General features: G+C 64.9%; 19 protein-coding genes and 1 pseudogene. 10 read left to right on the top strand and 10 right to left on the bottom strand.

Features of this window, described 5'->3' with window-relative positions:
- Nucleotides 1–67 precede the first annotated feature (67 nt).
- Entirely contained in the window at nt 68–793 is a 726-nt protein-coding gene (locus tag PSR88_RS16000; protein ID WP_016882068.1) for a type 1 glutamine amidotransferase domain-containing protein, read from the top strand.
- A gap of 221 nt (nt 794–1,014) precedes the next feature.
- On the opposite strand, the gene PSR88_RS16005 is transcribed toward PSR88_RS16000, so the two are convergent.
- Complete coding sequence (locus PSR88_RS16005; RefSeq protein WP_029539003.1) at nt 1,015–2,349, bottom strand: MFS transporter; 1,335 nt, start codon at nt 2,347–2,349, stop codon at nt 1,015–1,017.
- A 180-nt stretch (nt 2,350–2,529) separates the two neighbouring features.
- Here PSR88_RS16005 and PSR88_RS16010 point away from each other — a divergent pair, with 180 nt between their 5' ends.
- Nucleotides 2,530–3,795, top strand: coding sequence for a PucR family transcriptional regulator (locus PSR88_RS16010; protein WP_237724043.1), 1,266 nt, complete (start codon nt 2,530–2,532; stop codon nt 3,793–3,795).
- Nucleotides 3,796–4,949: 1,154 nt separating this feature from the next.
- Here PSR88_RS16010 and PSR88_RS16015 read toward each other — a convergent pair.
- Complete coding sequence (locus PSR88_RS16015) at nt 4,950–5,534, bottom strand: TetR/AcrR family transcriptional regulator (RefSeq protein WP_016882064.1); 585 nt, start codon at nt 5,532–5,534, stop codon at nt 4,950–4,952.
- Between the two features lie 51 nt (nt 5,535–5,585).
- Between PSR88_RS16015 and PSR88_RS16020 the strand changes: the two genes are divergently transcribed.
- The 4 genes from PSR88_RS16020 to PSR88_RS16035 all read left to right on the top strand — a co-directional run bounded on the left by PSR88_RS16020 (nt 5,586) and on the right by PSR88_RS16035 (nt 10,220).
- Nucleotides 5,586–6,875, top strand: a complete 1,290-nt coding sequence (locus PSR88_RS16020) for an NADH:flavin oxidoreductase/NADH oxidase family protein (RefSeq protein WP_051004158.1) — start codon at nt 5,586–5,588, stop codon at nt 6,873–6,875.
- Complete coding sequence (locus PSR88_RS16025) at nt 6,875–7,777, top strand: SDR family NAD(P)-dependent oxidoreductase (RefSeq protein ID WP_016882061.1); 903 nt, start codon at nt 6,875–6,877, stop codon at nt 7,775–7,777. Before PSR88_RS16020 ends, PSR88_RS16025 begins: the two co-directional genes overlap by 1 nt.
- The gene (locus tag PSR88_RS16030) at nt 7,774–8,607 is read left to right on the top strand and encodes an alpha/beta fold hydrolase (protein ID WP_016882060.1); all 834 of its coding nucleotides are present in this window, start codon (nt 7,774–7,776) and stop codon (nt 8,605–8,607) included. The genes PSR88_RS16025 and PSR88_RS16030 overlap by 4 nt, the downstream gene beginning before the upstream one ends.
- 77 nt (nt 8,608–8,684) lie before the next feature.
- Nucleotides 8,685–10,220, top strand: coding sequence for a long-chain-fatty-acid--CoA ligase (locus PSR88_RS16035; RefSeq protein WP_016882059.1), 1,536 nt, complete (start codon nt 8,685–8,687; stop codon nt 10,218–10,220).
- Between the two features lie 614 nt (nt 10,221–10,834).
- On the opposite strand, the gene PSR88_RS16040 is transcribed toward PSR88_RS16035, so the two are convergent.
- The 4 genes and pseudogenes from PSR88_RS16040 to PSR88_RS16055 all read right to left on the bottom strand — a co-directional run.
- Entirely contained in the window at nt 10,835–10,978 is a 144-nt protein-coding gene (locus PSR88_RS16040; RefSeq protein ID WP_016882058.1) for a hypothetical protein, read from the bottom strand.
- A gap of 515 nt (nt 10,979–11,493) precedes the next feature.
- On the bottom strand, nt 11,494–11,928 hold the full coding sequence (locus PSR88_RS16045) for a DUF4345 domain-containing protein (protein WP_083853079.1): 435 nt from the start codon (nt 11,926–11,928) through the stop codon (nt 11,494–11,496).
- Nucleotides 11,925–12,749: an SDR family oxidoreductase gene (locus tag PSR88_RS16050; protein ID WP_016882055.1), complete on the bottom strand. Its 825-nt coding sequence runs from the start codon at nt 12,747–12,749 to the stop codon at nt 11,925–11,927. The genes PSR88_RS16045 and PSR88_RS16050 overlap by 4 nt, the downstream gene beginning before the upstream one ends.
- 156 nt (nt 12,750–12,905) lie before the next feature.
- A pseudogene (locus PSR88_RS16055) lies at nt 12,906–13,137 on the bottom strand (alpha/beta fold hydrolase); the annotation flags it as partial.
- Between the two features lie 72 nt (nt 13,138–13,209).
- Between PSR88_RS16055 and PSR88_RS16060 the strand changes: the two are divergent.
- The gene (locus tag PSR88_RS16060) at nt 13,210–13,383 is read left to right on the top strand and encodes a hypothetical protein (RefSeq protein ID WP_016882053.1); all 174 of its coding nucleotides are present in this window, start codon (nt 13,210–13,212) and stop codon (nt 13,381–13,383) included.
- A gap of 131 nt (nt 13,384–13,514) precedes the next feature.
- On the opposite strand, the gene PSR88_RS16065 is transcribed toward PSR88_RS16060, so the two are convergent.
- On the bottom strand, nt 13,515–14,117 hold the full coding sequence (locus tag PSR88_RS16065) for a TetR/AcrR family transcriptional regulator (protein ID WP_016882052.1): 603 nt from the start codon (nt 14,115–14,117) through the stop codon (nt 13,515–13,517).
- A 176-nt stretch (nt 14,118–14,293) separates the two neighbouring features.
- Between PSR88_RS16065 and PSR88_RS16070 the strand changes: the two genes are divergently transcribed.
- Both PSR88_RS16070 and PSR88_RS16075 read left to right on the top strand, forming a co-directional pair.
- Nucleotides 14,294–15,370: an alkene reductase gene (locus PSR88_RS16070; RefSeq protein WP_016882051.1), complete on the top strand. Its 1,077-nt coding sequence runs from the start codon at nt 14,294–14,296 to the stop codon at nt 15,368–15,370.
- Between the two features lie 113 nt (nt 15,371–15,483).
- Entirely contained in the window at nt 15,484–16,197 is a 714-nt protein-coding gene (locus tag PSR88_RS16075) for an SDR family oxidoreductase (protein WP_029538998.1), read from the top strand.
- A 660-nt stretch (nt 16,198–16,857) separates the two neighbouring features.
- On the opposite strand, the gene PSR88_RS16080 is transcribed toward PSR88_RS16075, so the two are convergent.
- The gene (locus PSR88_RS16080; protein WP_083853078.1) at nt 16,858–17,178 is read right to left on the bottom strand and encodes a transposase; all 321 of its coding nucleotides are present in this window, start codon (nt 17,176–17,178) and stop codon (nt 16,858–16,860) included.
- Nucleotides 17,179–17,622: 444 nt separating this feature from the next.
- On the opposite strand from PSR88_RS16080, the gene PSR88_RS16085 reads away from it, so the two are divergent.
- Nucleotides 17,623–17,991, top strand: coding sequence for a transposase (locus PSR88_RS16085; RefSeq protein ID WP_411755679.1), 369 nt, complete (start codon nt 17,623–17,625; stop codon nt 17,989–17,991).
- Between the two features lie 322 nt (nt 17,992–18,313).
- Here the strand turns inward: PSR88_RS16085 and PSR88_RS16090 are convergent, their stop codons facing one another.
- Both PSR88_RS16090 and PSR88_RS16095 read right to left on the bottom strand, forming a co-directional pair.
- Complete coding sequence (locus tag PSR88_RS16090) at nt 18,314–19,180, bottom strand: alpha/beta fold hydrolase (RefSeq protein WP_016882048.1); 867 nt, start codon at nt 19,178–19,180, stop codon at nt 18,314–18,316.
- Nucleotides 19,181–19,286: 106 nt separating this feature from the next.
- The gene (locus PSR88_RS16095; protein ID WP_016882047.1) at nt 19,287–20,282 is read right to left on the bottom strand and encodes an NADP-dependent oxidoreductase; all 996 of its coding nucleotides are present in this window, start codon (nt 20,280–20,282) and stop codon (nt 19,287–19,289) included.
- Between the last annotated feature and the right edge of the window lie 441 nt (nt 20,283–20,723).

Raw genomic sequence — 20,723 nt, forward strand, 5'->3', positions numbered from 1 at the left:
CGGCGGTGTGCCGAGACCGAAACCATCCCACGTGGCCCGTTGACGCCCCGTTCGAGAGGAACACATCATGACGAAGGTCCTTTTCGTAGTAACCGCAGCCGATCGGTGGACCCTCAACGACGGCACCGTGCATCCCTCGGGGTACTGGGCCGAGGAGCTCGCGGTGCCCCACCGCATCTTCACCGAAGCCGGATGGGACATCACCGTGGCCACCCCCGGCGGCAAGGCACCGACGCTCGATCAGCTCAGCCTCGGCATTTCCGGGGGAATGCCGTGGAAACGCCGCGATGTGAAGAACTACCTCGACAGCATCGCCGACGTACTCTCCCACCCGGCGTCGCTGGATTCGGTGGATTCGGACGAATACGACCTGGTGTTCTACCCGGGCGGACACGGCCCGATGGAAGATCTCGCCTACGACAAGACCTCCGGCGAACTGCTGACCCACCGTCTGGCATCGGGTAAACCGCTGGCCCTGCTGTGCCACGCGCCGGCCGCGGTCCTGGCCGCAACCAACCCCGACGGCACCTCGGCCTTCGCCGGTTACCGAATGACCGGGCTGTCCAACCGCGAAGAACTGCTGAACCGATTCGCCAAGAAGGCGCCGTGGCTGTTGGAGGACAAACTGAAAGAAGTTGGCGCCGAGTACTCCAAAGGACTGATCCCGCTGCGCCCACATGTGGTCGTCGACCGCAACCTCTACACCGGTCAGAACCCGCAGTCCTCGGAGAAACTGGCCACCCAGCTCGTCGACGTTGTTGTCGGCGCCGCGAAAGGCTCCGCGACCGGGTAGGGCCGTCGTGCTCGCATCTCGGTGTCGGCCTGGTGCCGAGCATTTCCCGACTGCCGCGGAGCGATTGTGGGCACTGGCGTCATCGTGCATCCAGTCGCCGGTGTGTGCGCCGCCGATCTCGAGTACTGGGTTCTCCCCGTCACCACCAATGGGATCGGCTCGCCCGTGCACCGGCCGGGGGATCGGTGCGGCGCTGGTTGCAGCCGTCCCCGAGGCGTTCTTCACTCGTCGTCCATGGTTTCGCCCAGCGGCTCCTTGAGCGCAATCAGGCAGGCCGTGCTGAGGACGGCGAGGGCAGAGAGGAACCCGGCGATGCCCGCCTTGCCGAAGGCGTCGACCAACCGGTCGGCGAGGAGCAGGGGCACGGCACCGCCGAGGATGCCGGCCAGGTTGTATGCCATGCCGGCACCGCTGTAGCGGTAGCGGGCATGGAACAGCTCGGGCAGGTAGGCGGCGGCCGGACCGTAGGGGATGCCGAGGGTGATCATCAGCACCGCCATCGCGATGAAGAACGAGACCGCGTTGCCGGGCTGCATGACCGCGAAAGCGAGCGGTCCGGCGACGATGCCGAAGCAGGTGCCGGTGAGCAGGACGGCACGGCGCCCGAACCGGTCGGACAGGATCGCCGACGCGACGACGACAACGCACATGACAAGGGCAGCAAGGATATTGACCACGAGAATCGACCGCTGAGGCAGACCGAGGACGCCGACCTCCGGCGCGGCGCTGGCATAGCCGGTGAGGAAGACGATCGAGATATAGAAACAGCCGAATGTCATCGACAGCATGCCACCGCCGAGCAGAATCTGCCGCCACTGATCGCGGATCGCGTCGAGGAACGGGAGCTTGAGCTGCTGCCGACCCTCCACGACCTTGGTGAACGACGGCGTCTCGGCAATATTGAGTCGGACCCACAGGCCCACGCAGACGAGCACGGCACTGATCAGGAACGGAATCCGCCAACCCCACGCCGCAAACGCGGCACCGCTCATGGTCAAGGAGGTCAGCAGGAAGGTCGCACTCGACAGCGCGACGCCGATCCCGGGGCCGAGCTGCGGGAACATGCTGTACTTCCCGCGCTCGCCGGAGTCGGCGTATTCCGACGTCAGCAGCGCCGCTCCCGCCCACTCGCCGCCGAGCGCAAGGCCCTGCAGAACGCGCAGAAACACGAGCATCAACGGCGCGGCAACTCCGATGGCGTCCGCAGTCGGGACCAGACCGATCGCGAAGGTCGAGCCGCCCATGACAACCAGGCTGGTGACCAGCGTGCGCTTGCGGCCCAGCCGATCTCCGTAGTGTCCGAACACGATCGCGCCCAGCGGGCGCACCACGAACGCAATTCCGAAGGTCGCGATCGCGGCCACGGTCGCCGCGCCCGGACCGAGCGAAGGAAAGAACAGCGGGCCGAACACGAGAGCCGCTGCGGTGCCATAGATCAGGAAGTCGTAGAACTCGATCGTCGTACCGACCAACGAGGCCGCAGCGATGCGAGCCATCGGACGTCGGAGGGCGGAAGACTGCCCCGGGGCCGCGCCCCTGCTGGTTCTGATCGTCATGAATGCCTCACTGGTCGAGCCGCTGCCGCGGCGTTCGGTAGTCGGCGGGCTCGGTCGAGGGCTCCCGCCGTCCCTCAGAACAGAACTGTCCTCGGACGTGACCCCGGACACACGATGGGCCAGTCACAGGATCTTCGAGGAGGGCTTGTGGTCGAACCACACAAAGAGAGAGTGAGTGTCGTGAACGTGCCAGCAACCTCCCCAGCCGACCCGCGGGTCGTACGAATCGCCGAGCGGGTGCATGGCTCACTCCAGGAGATCGTGGAGTCGTCCGTGCAGCGCACCTGGGACGAAGTGGGGGCATATTCCGCAAGTCCCGACGCGAGTCTGCGGGACGACCTTCACCGCCACATCGACGCGGTCTTTCGGGTGGTGCTCGACACCCTGCGCGAAGGCCGCGCCGCGAGGCCCGAGGACTTCCCGATGACCGCCTCGCAGGCCACGCGGCGGGTGCGTCAGGGCGTCGGCCTCGCCGACTTCCTCCGTGCCTACCGACTCAACCAGGAGAATCTGTGGCACGGCATCGTCACGGCCTGCGGCGGGGATCGGCAACTGCGCGACGCGGCGCTCGGTCAGGTCTCGCACGTGATGCAGGTAATCGAGGCCGGAGCCTCGGTCGCCGCCCAGACCTACCTGAAGGCCCAGCAGCTGGACGTCGCCGACGGCGACCGGGCACGCCGCGACCTGCTCGAGGATCTGCTGGCCGGACGGGAGCCGGCGGCGGGGCCCCGACGGGACCTGCTTCGCGAAGTCGGCCTCGAGACCTCGACACGCCTGGTCGTAGCCTCTGCCGTGCCGGCGCAGGCGCTGGCCCCGGGCCAGAGCTTGCGCGAGGCGCTGATTACGCTGCACAGCGCCTTCGGAACCGGAAACCGTGGACTCACCGTCGTCCGCCAAGACGAGTTGATCGGTGTCTCGCCCGTCGTCGGCTCGGTCGACGCGCTCATCGATCGGCTCACTCGCGCGCACGCGCAGCTGAAGCGTGCCGGCCTGAGCTTGTGCCTCGGTGTCTCGACCGAGCACACCGGCCACGGCTCGGTGTCCGAGGCATACGCCGAAGCGGGTGTCGCCCGCGACGGATTGGCCCGCGAGCCCGGGATCCGGGCTATGCCGCGGCTGTCGACCTTCGACTACCTGGTAAGCCGACCCGACCCGACAGTGCACCGCCTGATCCGCCCCAAGCTACGGATGTTCGTCGAGGACGACCTACGTCGTGGCGGTGTTCTGATCGCGACACTGCTCGCCTACATCGACGCGGACCTGAACGCAAAGATCGCGGCCGAACGCCTGCACACCCACGTGAACACCATGTACTACCGACTCGACCGTATCGCCGCGCGCACCGGATATGACCTGCGGCGAATTGTCGACGTCCAGGAGTTGCTGATCGCGGTCCGACTGCTGAGCGGCGCCGACGGTGGCCATGCGGGCTCAACCGTGGCCTGACGCCCAAGGTTACAGTGCGATCACACTGCCGACTCCGCTCTCAAGCTGTCGAGAATCGATCCTTTTTCGACATGCCCTCTGACTGTGATTCCCAGCGGTATTTGGCACGGTTTTGCCGACGCTATTTGGCACGATCCGGTTGGTTGCTGCTCAGGTGAGGTTGCAGTAGACGGTCCGTTTCCAAGTGCACCTCACCCGCCGGTGGTAGATGCCGACGACGAACTCGCCAGTTGATCGCTGTGGAGACCTGAGCCAAGGTCGATCCGCAGCCGTCGAGCGTAAGACGAACCCCCGAGCGTGCGCCATAGCCGCGGACACGGGAAACGTGGCACCGACGACCTGGGGAAACGTCCTCGGGTTCGGGGTGTCTCGCGAACCATCGAATGAGAGACAACCCGAAACAGCGCATAACTATCCAGAGCGAACGCAACAGTGAGTGGTCACCGCACCACCCATCCGAAAACTCTGCGATCGCATCAGGGAGCGCACTGTCCACGAGGAGGTCGAGCAGCCCTCCGGTGGACTCTCCAGACCGCGACGCCGACTTCGGCGGGAACACACGACGATCCGGTCGCCCGGGCGGTGGCCGGCACTCTCACGCAGGGTCCGGGATGCAGATCGCCGCGCCGTACGATCCGGCACCGTGCCGGTCAGCGGAAGATCGTCCACACCGCGGCGGCGGCGAGCGCCACGACGACCACAACCATCACCACGGTGACGAGGAGTTCGTGATCGGCGAGAAGTTGCTGCATGACAGGAAGTCTCCCAGTCCCGGCTCCCGGCAGAGCACACTCGCGAGACCGAACACCGACATGGGCACTGACCGCATGGGAGAAACCGGCACCGGCCGGAAAGCCCAGACAACGACAACGGCAACGACTGTTGTTCGGCGATGCCGCGGCGGTCCTTACGGATCTGCCGGAGGCGGGACTGAGCTAGGCCTGGCGCCGATCAACCGACTTCCGCTGGCTGCAGGAAGAGGGTGCGGCGGTCCCACCGTTGGGCCGTCGCGGTGCCTCCGCGATCGCGCGGGTCGCCAGAAGCGCTGATCGCGCCCGCGCCCTCGAGCCCCTGGTGCGCAAGACCCCGCGGTGGGGCGCCGTCCAACAAGACCGCACTCCGGCCGACGCAGCCACCTGACTCGAACTACCGCATCAGGAGGCCAGGAGCGCTCGGGCGTTCTCGAGCCCGGCCGTGAGAATCTGCTCCACCGCCTGCTCGCCTGTCATCGCTCGCGCCAGCTGCATGCTCGAGATGAGGACAGTCATCAGCCCGACTGCTCGCGTCCTGGCCAGAGTGGGATCAAGGGACCAATCCCTTGCCAGTCGATGCGCAACCTCATCAACGATCGCGGCAACGCCGCGCTGATAGGCCACACCTACTTCTCCACCCTGCCGCGCGATCTCGTCGAGCAGCGCGGCGGAAGGGCACCCGTTAGCAACGTCATCGCGGTGATCCAGTGACAGGTACCAGCGGACGTAGTCGGTGAGGGCTTCGCGTCCCTCGGGAAGCTGGGTGATGGTGGCGGCCTGTGCTTCGAGCTGGTCAGCGACGACGGCAGCGATGAGATCGTCCTTCGATGCGAAATGCGCGTAGAAGGCGCCGTTGGTCAGTCCCGCATCGGACATCAACGCGGTGATGCCGGCACCATCGATCCCGTCACGCTTGAAGCGACGACCCGCTGTCTCAATGATGCGCCGTCGCGTCGCCTCCTTGTGATCACTGGCGTATCTGGCCATCAGAGCATCCCTTCCTCATCCACCTCTTGATTATATGACGACCATCATATTATGATCGTACTCCAATCAACTTCTGGAGTGACCGTGACCAATCCGACAGCGACCCTGAGCGACCCGCTCGACCTTCCCTGCGGCCTGCGCCTGCCGAACCGCATCACTAAAGCCGCGATGAGCGAGGCACTCGCCGACAGCGACAACGCCCCGAACCAGCAGCTGGCACACCTCTACCGACGCTGGGGCAGCGGAGGCTACGGACTGCTCATCACCGGCAACGTCGCAGTGGATCGCACTCAGCTCGGGGAGCCCGGCAACGTCGTCATCGAGGACGAACGCGACCACGATGCCCTGGCGTCGTGGTCCAAGGCCGCCCACGACGGCGGCACACCCATCTTCGTCCAGTTGAATCACCCTGGCCGACAGGCAAACCCACTCAACCTCGGCCACACCCCCGTCGCTCCCAGCGCTGTCGCGTTGGCGATGCCCGGCGCGGCGACACCGCGCGAACTGAGCGCCGCCGAGATCGAGGACATCGTTGATCGATTCGCCCGCGCTGCGACCGTATGTGAGGCCGCCGGCTTCGACGGTGTTCAGATCCATGCCGCCCACGGGTATCTCGTCACCCAGTTCCTCTCGCCCCTGGCGAACCTGCGCACCGACGCATGGGGCGGCGACCCCGAACGACGCAGGCGATTCCTGCTCGAGATCGTCCGACGCACCCGCAAGGCAGTCAGCCCGGGGTTCGCCGTGAGCGTCAAACTCAACTCGGCTGACTTCCAGAAAGGCGGCTTCACCGAGGCCGAGTCACGCGACGTCGTTGCCGCCCTCGTCAACGAAGGCGTCGACCTCATCGAAATCAGCGGCGGCACCTACGAGTCCCCCGCCATGTCGGGATCCGCAGCGGCGAGCACACGCGCTCGCGAGGCGTACTTCCTCGAGTACGCGGCCTCCGTCAAGGACGTGGCAGGCGACGTGCCGATCGCTGTCACCGGAGGCTTCCGCACCCACGCGGGCATGGACTCGGCCGTCAGGAACGGCGAGTGCGACCTCGTGGGCATCGCACGCCCCTCCGCCACCAACCCCGAGGCTGCTGCCGACATCTTCGCCGACGAAGACGCTGAGTTGAAGACACACGAAATCAAGTACGGACTTCGCCCATTCCTCGGCCGGGTCACCAACCTCGAGCAGCTCGACGGACTTCTCAACATCAGCTGGAACACCGACCAACTGCACCGACTGAGCCGCGGCCAGGAGCCAGACCTCAAACGCGGCCCGATCAAAACCACTCTAACGATGGTGCGCCGCAACGGCCGCTTCACCTTCGGGAAGCGTCGGGGCCTGTGATGAAGTTCCGGTCCCGCCCCAAAACCTACGACCTGAGGGGCAAGGTCGTCTTGATCACCGGCGGTAACGGCGGGATCGGAAGCGCCACAGCCAAAGAACTCCTCCGCAGGGGTGCACGGGTCACCATCGCCGATCTCGCACCAGATACGCCTGAACGCGCCTCCCGACTGCACTCCACCCATGCACTCGGGGTGGTTGCCGACGTACGCCGGCGCGACGAGCTCGCCGCCGCGGTCGCTGCGACTGTGGAGCACTTCGGTCGGGTCGACGTGGTGATCGCCAACGCCGGTCTCCTGCCGAAGGCAGCAACTCTTCGCACCACACCAGAATCCGACGTAGACAATGCCTTGGCGGTCAACGTCTCGGGCGTGGTCAACACCGTCGATGCAGCGTTGGAGCAGGTACTGGCCAACCACGGGCAGGTCGTGCTGATTTCATCGGTGTTCGCCTTCGTCAACGGCATGGGCACCATCCCCTACGCCATGAGCAAGGCAGCAATCGAGCAGCTCGGCCGCGGTCTTCGCATCGAACTCACCGACGCCGGCGCCTCCGTCCTGACCGCCTACTTCTCCCTGGTGGATACCGACATGATCAAGCACGGCGTCGACGAGGACCAAGTGGTCCTCGACCTCCTCGGCGCACTCCCCAGAACCTTGATGAAGCGCGTCACACCGACATCGGCAGCCACTGCCATCGCGGACGGGCTCGAACGTCGCACACCACGCGTGATTCACCCCTCCCGGTGGTCGGCGATCTCGGCTGCACGCGGCGTCATCGGACCGGTGCTCGACAAGAAGCTCACCACAGATCGCACCGTGCTTGACGTCCTGGCTCGCCTTGACCAGCGCGGATCCCAACGACAAACCTCCACCCCGACCACAACACGGAAGAAGATCTCATGACCACCTGGAAAGACGTGCCGACCAGCAGCATCAACGTGGACGGAGTGCGTTACGTCTACCGCGAACTCGGCACCGACACCGACGTTCCGGTGGTCTTCCTGCACCACTTCACCGCGGTCCTCGACGACTGGGACCCTCGCGTCATCGACGGCATTGCCGCCCAGCACCGCGTCATTGCCTTCGACAACAGGGGCGTCGGCGGCACCGGCTCCAAGGTGCCCACCGACCTCGAGCAAATGGGTGCCGACGCCATCGCCTTCATCCGGGCGCTCGGCCACGAGAAAGTCGACCTCTTCGGCTTCTCCGTGGGCGGAGCCGTGGCTCAGATGATCGCCCTGCAGGCACCCGACCTCGTACGTCGCATGGTCCTTGCCGGCACTGGGCCACGCGGCGGCGGCGGAATCTGGAAGATGCCGTTCATTGTCGGCGGCGCTTACGCCAAGGCGGCACTGGCTCGCAAGGATGCCCGCCACTTCCTCTTCTTCCCCCGCACCCTCGAGGGCAAGAAGGCCGCCAACGCCTACTTTGACCGCCTCGCCGAGCGAACCACCGACCGCGACAAGCCGATCTCAAACCAGGCCCGACTCGCGCAGCTCCGCGCCATCACCACCGGCGGACTCCACGCACCCGACGACCTCTCAAAGATCACCGCACCAGTCTTCGTCGCCAACGGCGACCACGACCTCATGGTCGCCAGCGAACACTCCGAGGACCTGGCCGAACGCCTGCCCAACTCCACGATCACGATCTACCCCAACTCGGGCCACGGCGGCGTCTTCCAGCACCACGAGACCTTCGTCCCTGAAGTCCTGAAGTTCCTGGCCGACTGACGAAAATCCAACCGTGGGAACAGTTCGCCCCCAAGTGAACGGTTCCCGGTTCCCGGAACAGCCAAGGAGCCAGCTCGATGTTCAACCTATCCGTCCTCCTCGAAGACTCTGCCCGCAAGTACCCTGAACGCGATGCGCTGGTCCTGGGCGAAACACGCCTGACCTATGCGCAGGTCAACGGAGCCGCCAACCAGGTGGCGAACCTACTGGTCGAACGAGGCATCCAGCCCGGCGACAAGATTGCCCTCAGCAGCCCCAACATCCCGTGGTTTCCCATCGTGTACTACGGGGCTCTCAAGGCGGGCGCCGTCGTCGTCCCCCTCAACGTTCTCTTGAAGGCCCGTGAGATCGCCTACCACCTCGCCGATTCCGACGCCGTGGCGTACTTCTGCTTCGAAGGCACCCCGGCCCTGCCCATGGGCGCCGAAGGACACAGCGGATTCCTCGAGTCCAGCGCCGAGCACTTCCTCCTCATCACGGCGAACCCAGCCGCACCTAGCCCAATCGAAGGAGTCGAGACCCTCGGACAGGCATTGGCCACCATGTCTGCCTCGTTCGAGTCCGCCGCCACCGAATCGACCGACACGGCCGCCATCCTCTACACCAGCGGAACCACCGGACAGCCGAAGGGCGCCGAACTCTCGCACGCGAACATCTCCTTCAACTCCCTCACATGCAACCGCCTCTTTTCCAGCGTGCCGGCGACTGACACGCATGTCCTGGCGCTGCCCTTGTTCCACACCTTCGGCGCGACCGTGCAGATGCACGCCGGCTTCTCGATGGCCGCAACGTTGCATCTGGTGCCCCGCTTCGATGCAGGACAGGTCATCGACCTCATGCAGCGCGAGGCCATCACGTTCTTCGCTGGCGTCCCGACCATGTGGTGGGGACTACTGGAAGCGTTGACCGACGACGTGGACGTCGAGCGGATCGCGCAGAACCTCCGCATCGGTGTATCCGGCGGTTCGAGTTTGCCGGTCGACATCATCACCCGAGCACAACAGAAGCTCGGAGTGCAGATCCTCGAGGGCTACGGCTTGTCGGAGACTTCGCCGGTCGTCACGTTCAGCGACCCCGACCAGGCTCCCCGACCCGGGTCGATTGGTGTTCCCATCTGGGGCATCGAGTGCAAGCTGATCGACCAGGACTGGAACGAGGTGCCCGAGATCGGTGAGATCGCGATCCGGGGACACAACGTCATGAAGGGCTACTACCAGCGCACCGACGCGACTGCTGAAGTGTTGCGTGACGGTTGGTTCCGTACCGGTGACCTGGCTCGCAAGGACGAGGACGGCTTCTACTACGTCGTCGACCGCTCCAAGGACATGATCCTGCGCGGAGGCTTCAACGTGTATCCCCGTGAGATCGAGGAAGTCCTCATGGGCCACCCTGACATCAGCCTCGCCACCGTGATCGGCGTCCCGCACGAGAGTCATGGTGAGGAGATCAAGGCATTCGTCATCCTCAACACCGGTGTCGATACCACAAGCGACGACCTGATCGCCTGGGCCAAGGAGCAGATGGCCGCCTACAAGTACCCACGCATCATCGAGATCACGAACTCAATTCCCATGACCGCGACAGGAAAGATCCTCAAGCGCGAACTGCGGTGACAGGATCGCAGAACGTGGCACGGGCGCCCATCCCGATCGGGCGCCCCGGCCACGGTCGTTTGCACCTCCGCCAGCGGCGGTGAAGTCCGTGGCGCCAACACCATCGCCGCAGTTCGCGTGGCCGGCAGGCCTGAGCCGCGACGGAGACCCTGCACGGGCGTTGACGCCGTCGTACAGACGTTCACACACCTGGCAAGCCGCCACCGCTTCTCCGAACAGATTCCAATCGCGATGGAGCCCCGTGCGTGCTGTTTTCCGTTCCGCTGCAGCACATCCGGTACGGCACACTGCCGGAGAATCTCCCGTAGCCGATCGAAACGCGCCCAGATTACGCCGTCCCCAATTCGGTACGGACGTGATTTCCACACCGCCCCGCCTCGCGACGATGGTAGAAATCTGCCGCCGCACGCGCCTCGGCGGGATGGAGATTCCGTGACAACACCAAAGTCACTCCCCTGTCGTGATTTCCGTGTCCGCCGCGAAGCAGGACTCGGTGATCACGTTCCCTTCAACTGCGTTGCCGCGGGACGGGACAAATGCCTTCCGTGTTTGTTACCTCGTATCGATTCTGGAGATGAATCGATGTAGGGACCACGACGCCTCCGTGTGGCAGCTCAGGCGTTTGCGGCCTCGAATTGCGGATAGACCACCTCGAGCGGCGCGGCGAGTCCTGCCTTGACCTTCGCGGACATCTCGTCGGCGAGGGCTTCGAACTCGCCCGCTTCGACCGCGTCGAACACCGTGCGTACGAGGTCCACTACTCACCAACTAATTACCCACACATATTGACACACAATTTATTTCAAAGTCACCACAAGACCGGCGAAACAGACACCCACACCCGCCCCGCGACACCCCACACCCCCGGCGCCGGCCCCACCCCCGACGGCGCGACCGCGAACCCTGACACCACTGCTGCAGGCGGCCGCACTGAGCATCGGCCGCGCAAGGTCCCCGACCCCGCGGCCATCCACCCCCGGACCGAGCGAACCTCCGCCGATCTCACCGAACACGGGACCACGGATACGTTCGGCTAGAGGAACCCACCCGAATGCGAATCCTCATCGTCCACGCCCTCATCGCCGTCGTGGCAACTCTCGTGGCCCGCCCGTGCTCGACCCTCCCCCACGTCCCGAACCCGGTCACACCCCGCATCGCCGGTTGACCACCCCGCGGCGAAGGAAATGAAGACCATGCTCAGCGAAGACCACACCATGCTCGCCTTCGCCCAGGTTGATCGTCCACTTGCGCTCAGCCGCGGATACGTCGGCCGTCAGCGCTCCTGTGGAGTCGAGCGGGAGAGGATGCGCCGCTGCCATGCAATCAACAGCGGTGGTGCCGCGATCTCGATCACAACCGCCGCCACGGTGACCGGGTGGGGCCGTCCCCGTCGCTGCCAGGACCGCAGCCGGGCGAATCCGCCGACGAAGATGCTGGAGAGCGCGTAGGTCAGGTTGGGCGATCGCTCGACCTGTCCGAGCTGGGACCAGATGACCGGCCCCACCGCGAACTTGAACACGTTGGCGTAGCGAAGCGCGCTGTCCACCGTCGGGGTCACGTCCGGTGATCCGCCCGGCACTCCCTGAGGGCCGAGCACGATCTCGCGGCTGGCGCTGGCCAGGGGTACGGCCGCTAGCGCCGCGAGGGTCCACTGCAGGCGTCGTCGGCTGCGCCCGTTGGGGGCAGGTGGCGCTGAGCGAGGGCTCATCTGGACGTGGTGGCGGCTGCGAGCACCGCATCGTTGACGGTGGTCGGGGTGACGGACGTGAGCGCCAGCTGCGCGCGACTGAGGTTGTCGCACCGGTAACGACGCTTCGGGTGCCTCGATGTGAGCGCACGGTCGACGGTCGCCACGACCTTCTTGGGATCGCCCGCGAGCTTCTGCATGCGGCCCAAGAACTTGCGATTGCCGACAAGGTGCGATGCGTAAAGCTCACGGTGCGCCGGGCTCAGCTGGCTGGTCATGCGGTCGTAGTCGTCGAGCACGTCGCCCCACATGTCGGTGCGCGTGGGCCCCGGCTCGATGAGTGACACCGGGATCCGCCACGGGCGCAGCTCCATCCGGAGGGCATCGGCCAGTGACTCGACGGCGTACTTCGATGCGCTGTATGCGCCGGTGCCCGGCAGGGTGATCAACCCGCTGACCGACGACATGAACACCACCCGTCCGCGGGCCTTCCGGATCTGTGGGAGCACAGCCTGGATCACCCCGATCTGGGCCGTGACGTTGACGTCCAGCTGCCGCGACAGGTCATCGAGCGCGATGCCCTCGACGGGTCCCTGCACGATGATCCCGGCGTTGTTGACCACTCCGTCCAGCGTGGGCGGGAGATGTTCGTGCAGGCCCACGACGGCGGAACGATCGGTGATGTCGAGCTGGATCGGATGCACGCGCGGCAACCGGTCGAGGTCGCGAAGGTCGGCAGCTGACCGAGCAGTCGCGTGCACGTCCCAGCCTCGTTCGCTCATGTGTTGGGTGATTGCCAGACCGATCCCTCGGCTTGCACCGGTCACCAGTACAGACGGCATGTGATTCCTCCTCTTTCGTTGTCGGCATGGGATGTGCAGCTGGCCTCGTGGGCCTATCGACACGAGCTGCGGGTAGTGCTGGAAGACGCCGTGCCCGGGGTCGGGGTAGATGGACCGGTTCCGCGTTGGGCTAGAGCCGGGCCAGCTCGGCCGAGGGAAGCCGATCAGGTCGTCCTGGTCATGGCCGAGTGCGCGGATGAAGGTTGTCGAAGGTGATCACGTGGCGCCGGGCAGCGATCCTGTCGATGACCCGGGGGTCGCAGTCATCCAGGTCGGCTCCCAGGTGGTGCAGGAAGACGAGAGGTACGCCGCCGCGCGGTCCGAGCTCGCGGTAGACGAAGGTGACTCCGCCGGCCGAGGCGGTGCTGGTGGGCGCTTCCTTGGTCATGAGGAGGCCTTCTGAACTGTCGATCCAAATTATCTTATGATCGTACGATAATCGACAGCAGCCGATCTGGCAATGAGACGTCCGACGCGGCTCGCCCCTCAGCCGGCGGCCGGGGCGCGGCTCGCCCGCCGCAGTCAGGTGCACGCGGAGGTCACCCGGGAGGCTGCGTCCACCATCCACAGTGAACAAGGCGGGCGTGCGACGATCCTGCTCGTGGATGAGGGTTCGGATATGCGCTCGAACTGAGCCCCGACCGAACCCCTGCCTGTCCGGAGTGAAGTTGCGGACCAGCAGATCCTGTACTGCTGTTGCGGTCGGCGACCGTACCCCCGGAACGTGCAAGGCGGTTACGGAGGTGTTCGATTCTGTACGAGGTTTCAGTGCTGAAGGAGGACACGAACCTGGTGTTCGATGTCCTGCACTATGTCGTCGACGGTGCTGGCGATGTTCGTCGTGGCCGCCATGCTGAGGAGCATGATCGCGGATACGATGTGCGCCAACGTGGCTGCATCGGGTGCGCTGACACTCTCGTCGCGCTGCAATACGGCAGCGATTGCTTCCTCGGTCTGCACGGTCAGGGCAAGCGCGTCACGGTGATGGGGTTCCTCAGGGTCACCGAATACGATTTCCCGCAAATAGGTTCGCCCGTTGTCGATCTGGGTTCGGTTACATTCCACGACCGGACGGACGATCGCGATCACCGCCTCGAGCACGTCGGTCGTGCTCTCCGCGGCCACCCTGCCTCTGGTGAGCGCGTCGGCATAACTGGAGTTCTGCACGAGCAGAAGAAGTTCACTCTTGGTCTTCGCATAGAGGAACAGCGTCCCGGTACCGATGTCGGCTTTGTCCGCGATCTGCTGAGTGGTGACCTCGTCGACCCCGTGCTCGGTGAAGAGCTCGCGAGCAGCTGCGGTGATGCGGTCGAGCTTTTGCTGCTTGTTCCGCTCGCGACGACCGACCGACCGGGATGTGACTGACATGACGGGGATCCTTCGGAATAGATTCTGACTACGCTCGGTTCTGAGTATAGTCACTCATGCCCGGAGTTGCATCCGCCGTGCGCATCATTCCTCGTCGACGTGGATTGCGTAGCACTGCTCGACTCCAGTCTGCGGTGACCTTCCTTGACCGATCGATGTAAAGGATCAACCGTCTCATGACCAGTTCCCCACTCTGGCAGCCGTTCACACTCGGCCGCGTGGAACTTCCACACCGGCTCGCCTTGGCGCCGATGACCCGCAACCGAGCCGAACCCGACGGCACCCCCGGCGCTCTCGCCGCGACCTACTACGGCCAACGTGCATCGCTCGGACTGGTCATCACCGAAGGTACCCAGCCCTCCGAGGACGGGCAGGGATACCCGAACACGCCGGGTATCTACACACCGGCACATGTCGCGGGCTGGCGGGGCGTCGCCGACGCGGTCCACGCGGGCGGCGGAGCATTGTTCATCCAACTGATGCATGTGGGCCGGATGTCGCACCCGGACAACACCCCGCACCACCGCCAACCGGTCGCCCCCTCGGCGATCTCCGCCGATCAGGACATGTTCACCGCAACCGGGGCACAGAAGACGCCGCTGCCGCGTGAGCTGAGCGTGACCGACATTGCCGCCGTGATCGCCGAGTTCCGTCACGCCGCAGCATCCGCGATCGACGCCGGCGCGGACGGCGTGGAGCTCCACGGAGCAAATGGGTATCTGCTGCACCAGTTCTTGTCTCCGAATGCCAACCACCGCACCGACCACTACGGCGGATCAGTGGAGAACCGATCTCGGTTCGTGATCGAGGTCGCGACCGCGGTGGCCGAGGAGATCGGAGCAGACCGAGTCGGCATCCGCCTCTCCCCCGCAATGCCACTGGGAGGAATCGACGAGGGCGACCCCGACAGCGTGCGAGTCCAGTACCGGCACCTGGTCGGTGAGCTCGCCACACTGAACCTGGCCTACCTACACATTCACCACATCGGCGACGACCAACTGCTCCGCTCGTTCCGCGACGTATGGCCAACCGCGCTGCTCGTAGTCCGATACGGACGCACCCGCGAGCAGATCGCCGACGATATCAACACCGGGCTCGCCGACATCGCGCCGCTGGGTCGTTTCGCACTGGCGAATCCCGACATCGTCGAGCGCCTGCGGATCGACGCCCCACTCAACGAGGTAGACCAGACCACCTTGTACGGCGGCGATGCAGCCGGATACACCGACTACCCGGCACTGACCCCCGCCTGACCGCCCTTCCTGAGCCGCACCCTCTTTGACTCAACCGGGGACGGGCAGCCCGCACCCCATTCCCGACCCGCACCGACCGGTGCACCACCCGTACATACAGAAAGAACGTGAAGATGCCCTCACTCAACGGATCCGTCGTCCTCGTCACCGGAGCGAACGGCGGCATCGGAACCCACTTCGTCCACGACGCCCTCGCCCGCGGTGCGAGCAAGGTCTATGCCACCGCCCGCACCCCCCGCACATGGGACGACGAACGCATCATCCCCCTGACTCTCGACGTCACCGACCGCACTTCCATCCGGGCTGCAGTCGAGGCGGCCGGGGACGTGACAGTGTTGATCAACAATGCCGGAGCGTCGGTGTCCAGTGCCGGTATCCTCACCCACACAGACGAGGAAATCCGCACCAATGTCGAGACGAACTTCCTCGGCCCCCTGTTCCTGGCCCGTGCGTTCGCGCCAATCCTGTCGGCGAAGAAGGAGTCGGTGATCATCGACATCCACTCCGCACTGAGCTGGTGGGCGGTCGCCGGAATCTACAGCGCCACCAAGGCGGCACTGTGGTCCGCGACCAATTCACTGCGCCTCGAGCTCGCGGCCGACGGCGTCCACGTCGTCGGCGTGCACGTCGGCTACGTCGACACCCCCATGGCCGCACACACCACCGCCCCCAAGCTTGACCCTGCCGAGCTTGTGCGCACCGTGTTCGATGCTGTCCAGGCCGGCGAGTACGAGGTTCTCGCTGACGAAACTTCCGCACAGCTCAAGGCCGGACTCAGCGCTCCCATCGATACGCTCTACCCCCAACTCAAGGCCGCAGACGCCTGACCAACCACGCGGAGGCGTCTAGGCCACCACGCAAATGGCCGCGACGCCTCCGCCCGTGATCGAGCAACGTCAATAGACAGGACTGCTGGTAGCACGGAAGAACCGTGCCGTCCTCCGCATAGGCCAGAGCGGCTCCGACACCGGCGGCTCGATTGATCCCCGGCCCCCTGTCGCAGGGCCGTGCCTCGGACACCTCGTAAGCGTGGATCGCGGAGACGCCCGAGATCAGACGTGTCACCGACGGATGTAATCGTCAAGTCTCCACTCGTCAGCAGGACCGTTCATCACCTCCTTTCCGCGGTCGGTTCAGAGCATGTGGGCGGCCCGGGTCCGCGGTCGGTGCTGGCCGCCAGGCCACCGCGCAGCGGGTGCCTTGACCTCGGCGTCGGCCACCCTACGTCCGCTGGATCGACCCTGGAAGGCTGCGGTCGCGTTGTGATTCGGCCGCCGCGGCTGCCATCCTGCGATAAGTGTTTCGTAGGTGCGTTCGGCAACCTCGATCACTTCTCGCTCGTGTCGGCGCAACTGTTTGTCGTTGTAGTCGTCGCCAGGACCCCGGCGGGCATGCGCACGCGCGGAGCGCCGGCGGTGAGGGCAAGCTTGCGCTGCTTGAACGCCACTTGCTGGGCCGGGCGAAAGCGAAGTTCTCACCGGACACGGTCAGATGCCAACATAGGACGGCCAGCTTTCGCGCCGTCGCCACCACCGCGACTTGAGGTCCGCGCCGTACTTTGATCCGGTTGTAGAACGCCCTTTGGCGGTCCTGGTGCGCGGGAGGCAACCCACGGCGCCTCGACCGGCATGCCGCAAGTCCGTGACGTCATCTGCACGACCGGACTTGGCGACGTGACCGTGACTGGCCGACCGATTCGCGGACTGCCGAATCTTTTTATGCAGACCCAGGTAGGCCACCAATTTCTCGCCCGAAGCGAACCGCCCGAAATCACCGACGAGCAACCACCGACAACCCGACCACCGCATCGACTCCGGCGAACGAATAGTTCGCGTCCCGCCGAAATTGAAGCGAACGTCCGCGACCTACGGCAAGTCGGATCCAATCGACGCGCTCGCAGTCGCACGCGCGGCCCTGCGTGAGCCCGATCTGCCCGAAGGCCGCCTCGACGGCACAGAACGCGAGCTCTTAGCTTCTGGTCGACCGTCGCGAAGACCTCGTTGCCGAACGGACTCGAATCATCGCACGACAGCGCTGGCACCTTCACGAGCTCGATCCCGGGTGGAAGGCGCCGACGAAAACCGGCGGGACCAGCGCGTTCGACAAGATTCAAGCGCATCTGTCGAACACTTGGGGTCTCGTCGCCGAACTGGTGGCCCCGACTCGTCGAGCACCTACGCCGCCTCACTGTCGAGATCGACGAACTCAAAGGGGAGATCACTTCCCGGATCGCTGCGCTGGCTTCGTCCTTGTTGGCGATTCCTGGGTGCGGACCGCTCATTGCAGCGAAGCTGGTCGGTGAGACCGCTCGTGTCGATAGATTTCACTCCAAGGATGCGTTCGCACGGCACAATGGGACCGCGCCCCTTCCGGTATGGTCGTCGAACCGCGCTCGACATCGACTCTCGCGCACCGGGAGCCGTCAGCTCAATGCCGCAATCCACCGCATCGCGCTCACTCAGGCCCGCTGTCATCCCGACGCGCGAGCATTGTTGGCCCGCAAGGCCAGCGGCGACGGTGGAATGGAAGCACTTCGCATCCTCAAACGCAGACTCTCGGACGCCGTCTTCAAAGCGATGGCCGCAGATCTACCACTGTTTGTCGCCGCAGCCGCTGCTTGACAGAGGATCAAGTGACAGTCCCGGTGGTCCCCGTCTAACGTGCGTTCGACCGGGATATCAGTCTCGATGCCGCCGGCCACAGTCCCGGATTGACCTCGGCCAGGTGGATGTTGATGGTCTTCCAGACCATTAGTCGCCGAGATGATCGCCGAGTGCGGCCCCTTCCCAAGATTCCAGCCCCTGTCGCGATGGTGATTAGTACCATTCACAAGAGGATTGAGGACGCAAGATGCTTCCTAACACGTGTGGCTGCGCGTTCGACGGTGACGTGCTCATGGCACTTCCCATTTCTTGTGCGCGCGAACACGACGCACGCGTCCGGTCAGTGGGCGAGGAACTCGAGCACTGCGGGGACGAACTTGTCGTGGTTCTGGAAGATGCCGCCGTGACCCGAGTCGGGGTAGATGATGAGCTCGGAGCCCTTGATTCGGTGGTGGAGGTCTTCGGAGAGTACCGAGGGCACCATTCGGTCGTTATCGCCGTTGGCGATCAGGGTGGGCTGAGTGATCGTGGACAGATCGACCGGCGTTGCCCGGCCCCACTTCTTGATCGCTTTCAGCTGTGTCTGAAATGCTTTCACTGTGATGGATGCGTCGCGGTCGGCAGTGCGCTCTTCGAGGCGCTTCACGAACGCTTTCGCGGCGCGTTTGCCGGTGGCGTTGCGGTTGAAGAACAGGAACTCCTTCGGGTCCGACCGAGTCAGGGTCGCCCGCAGCGTGTCGTAATAGGTGGTGCCTGCGACCTTGTCGATGTCCTTCCCACCGGCGGGACCGGTGCCGGTGAGAATCAGTTTGCGCACCAGTTCAGGGTGTTTGACGACGAGGTCCTGGGCGATCATGCCGCCGAGGGAGAACGAGAAAATGTCGACCTTGTCGAAGCCGAGGGCGTTGATGAACGTCACGGCATCGTCGGCCATTGCCTCGATGCTGTCGGGGACGGTGCCGGTGGAGGCACCGACGCCACGATTGTCGAAAGCGATGACATGGTGCTTCTTGGCAATGGGATCGATGATGCGGGGATCCCAGTTGTCCAGGGTCGCGGCGAGGTGGACGAAGAAGACGACGGGGATTCCGCCCTTCGGTCCCAGCTCGCGATAGGCGTAGGTGACTCCGCCGGCGGTGACGGTGCGGGACGGAGCGTCTTTGTACGTGGTGGTGATGTTCTCTGGTGTGTGGTTGCTGGTGTTCATGACGTTCCCTTGCGCTGTCGATTGTCGTTCGTGTTGTGGGGTGGTGTTATTCGTGCTGTGAGATTGGCGTAAGGACGGGGATGGTTGGTCCGGTCGGTGCGTGCGGTCAGGTGTTGCTGATCACGGATTTGCCGCGGATGCCGCCCTGCTCGAGCCGCCCCAGAGCCTCGATGGTCTGATCGAATGGAAAGACACGTCCGACGACTGGACGTAGCGCCCCGGTGTCGACCAGGTGCGCGATGCGGCGTAGCTGATCGCCGTCGGCGCGCATGAAGAGGAACTGGTAGTTCACGCCCAGCTTTCGTGCCTGGCGGCGAATGGGGTTGCTGAGGGCGGTGATCGCCAGGCGCAGTATCGGGTTCAGGCCGGCCTCACGGGCAAAGGCCGGGTCCGGTGGTCCGGCGATCCCGATCGCCGTGCCACCCGGCTTCAACACACGCAGCGACTTCTCGAGGTTCTTCCCGCCCAGGCTGTCCAGCACCAGGTCGTAGCCACCCAGGACCTGCTCGAAGTCTTCGCTGCGGTAGTCGACGACGGTGTCGGCACCGAGTTCGCGGACAAAGTCGGTGTTGGTGGCGCTGGCCGTGGTCGCGACAATCGCACCCAGGTGCTTGGCGAGCTGGATCGCGATCGTCCCGACTCCCCCTGCACCGGCGTGGATGAGGACCTTCTGCCCGGGCTGTACGTTGCCGCGCTCGACGAGCGCCTGCCACGCGGTCAACGCCACCAATGGAAGCGAACCCGCCTCCTCCATGCTGATCGAGGCCGGTTTCAACGCCAGATCGGTCTCGGCGACGGCAATGCGTTCGGCGAACGTGCCGATGCGGTCCTTGTCCGGCCGGGCAAAGACCTCGTCACCGGCCTTGAACCCCCGTACCCGCGCGCCGACCCGGAGGACGGTGCCGGCCACGTCGTTGCCGAGGATCAGCGGCAGCGTGTACGGCAGGATCTGCTTGAATTCGCCCGCCCGGATCTTTTCGTCGAGTTGATTGAGTCCGGCGGCCTGCACTTGGACGAGCACATCACCCTCCCCGACTACGGGCTCGGGCACGTCCCGCTCCTGCAGTGGACCCTTGTACTTGTCGACGACGAACGCTCTCATAGCGTGATACTCCTTCTTCGGTGATGGACCCGGGCTGACGCAGGGCACGCTGCTCACGGCAGAGGAAGTCCCTTGCGGCGGCGCCGAACTCGCGGCGAGTGTGAAAGTCGACCCCAATGACCGGAGTCCGGGTACAACCATGTGTGTGCCCGGCAGACGGCGCGCCACCTCGGTGGCATTTCGCGACCGGCACCATCCGTTCACGGCCACCGTGAACGATGAGCACCGGCCATGTCCATCTCCTGAGCTTCACTCCACACCTTAGCCGAGCATACTCAATTATGAGTGTGCTCATAAACCTTGTCAAGGTCTTACCCCGAAGCCGATCCGCTGCCGGAAACGAACCGACCAGGCCGGAATCGCGCACACGAGCACTACGCAGCTACTACTGCAGCTCCAGTTCTCTCAATTCCGCTACCGAGCCGCACAATCGTCTTCCGT

It is taken from the genome of Rhodococcus sp. DK176, from assembly GCF_038447315.2.
Taxonomy (GTDB): domain Bacteria; phylum Actinomycetota; class Actinomycetes; order Mycobacteriales; family Mycobacteriaceae; genus Rhodococcus_F; species Rhodococcus_F jostii_A.

Bases quoted from the DNA above. Each gene is read 5' to 3' on its own strand.
- PSR88_RS16065 (WP_016882052.1), bottom strand. From the start codon at position 14,117: ATGTCAGTCACATCCCGGTCGGTCGGTCGTCGCGAGCGGAACAAGCAG.
- PSR88_RS16060 (WP_016882053.1), top strand. From the start codon at position 13,210: ATGAGACGTCCGACGCGGCTCGCCCCTCAGCCGGCGGCCGGGGCGCGG.
- PSR88_RS16025 (WP_016882061.1), top strand. From the start codon at position 6,875: ATGAAGTTCCGGTCCCGCCCCAAAACCTACGACCTGAGGGGCAAGGTC.
- PSR88_RS16075 (WP_029538998.1), top strand. From the start codon at position 15,484: ATGCCCTCACTCAACGGATCCGTCGTCCTCGTCACCGGAGCGAACGGC.
- PSR88_RS16045 (WP_083853079.1), bottom strand. From the start codon at position 11,928: ATGAGCCCTCGCTCAGCGCCACCTGCCCCCAACGGGCGCAGCCGACGA.
- PSR88_RS16080 (WP_083853078.1), bottom strand. From the start codon at position 17,178: ATGCGGTGGTCGGGTTGTCGGTGGTTGCTCGTCGGTGATTTCGGGCGG.
- PSR88_RS16050 (WP_016882055.1), bottom strand. From the start codon at position 12,749: ATGCCGTCTGTACTGGTGACCGGTGCAAGCCGAGGGATCGGTCTGGCA.
- PSR88_RS16070 (WP_016882051.1), top strand. From the start codon at position 14,294: ATGACCAGTTCCCCACTCTGGCAGCCGTTCACACTCGGCCGCGTGGAA.
- PSR88_RS16005 (WP_029539003.1), bottom strand. From the start codon at position 2,349: ATGACGATCAGAACCAGCAGGGGCGCGGCCCCGGGGCAGTCTTCCGCC.
- PSR88_RS16030 (WP_016882060.1), top strand. From the start codon at position 7,774: ATGACCACCTGGAAAGACGTGCCGACCAGCAGCATCAACGTGGACGGA.
- PSR88_RS16015 (WP_016882064.1), bottom strand. From the start codon at position 5,534: ATGGCCAGATACGCCAGTGATCACAAGGAGGCGACGCGACGGCGCATC.
- PSR88_RS16020 (WP_051004158.1), top strand. From the start codon at position 5,586: ATGATCGTACTCCAATCAACTTCTGGAGTGACCGTGACCAATCCGACA.
- PSR88_RS16000 (WP_016882068.1), top strand. From the start codon at position 68: ATGACGAAGGTCCTTTTCGTAGTAACCGCAGCCGATCGGTGGACCCTC.
- PSR88_RS16035 (WP_016882059.1), top strand. From the start codon at position 8,685: ATGTTCAACCTATCCGTCCTCCTCGAAGACTCTGCCCGCAAGTACCCT.
- PSR88_RS16095 (WP_016882047.1), bottom strand. From the start codon at position 20,282: ATGAGAGCGTTCGTCGTCGACAAGTACAAGGGTCCACTGCAGGAGCGG.
- PSR88_RS16090 (WP_016882048.1), bottom strand. From the start codon at position 19,180: ATGAACACCAGCAACCACACACCAGAGAACATCACCACCACGTACAAA.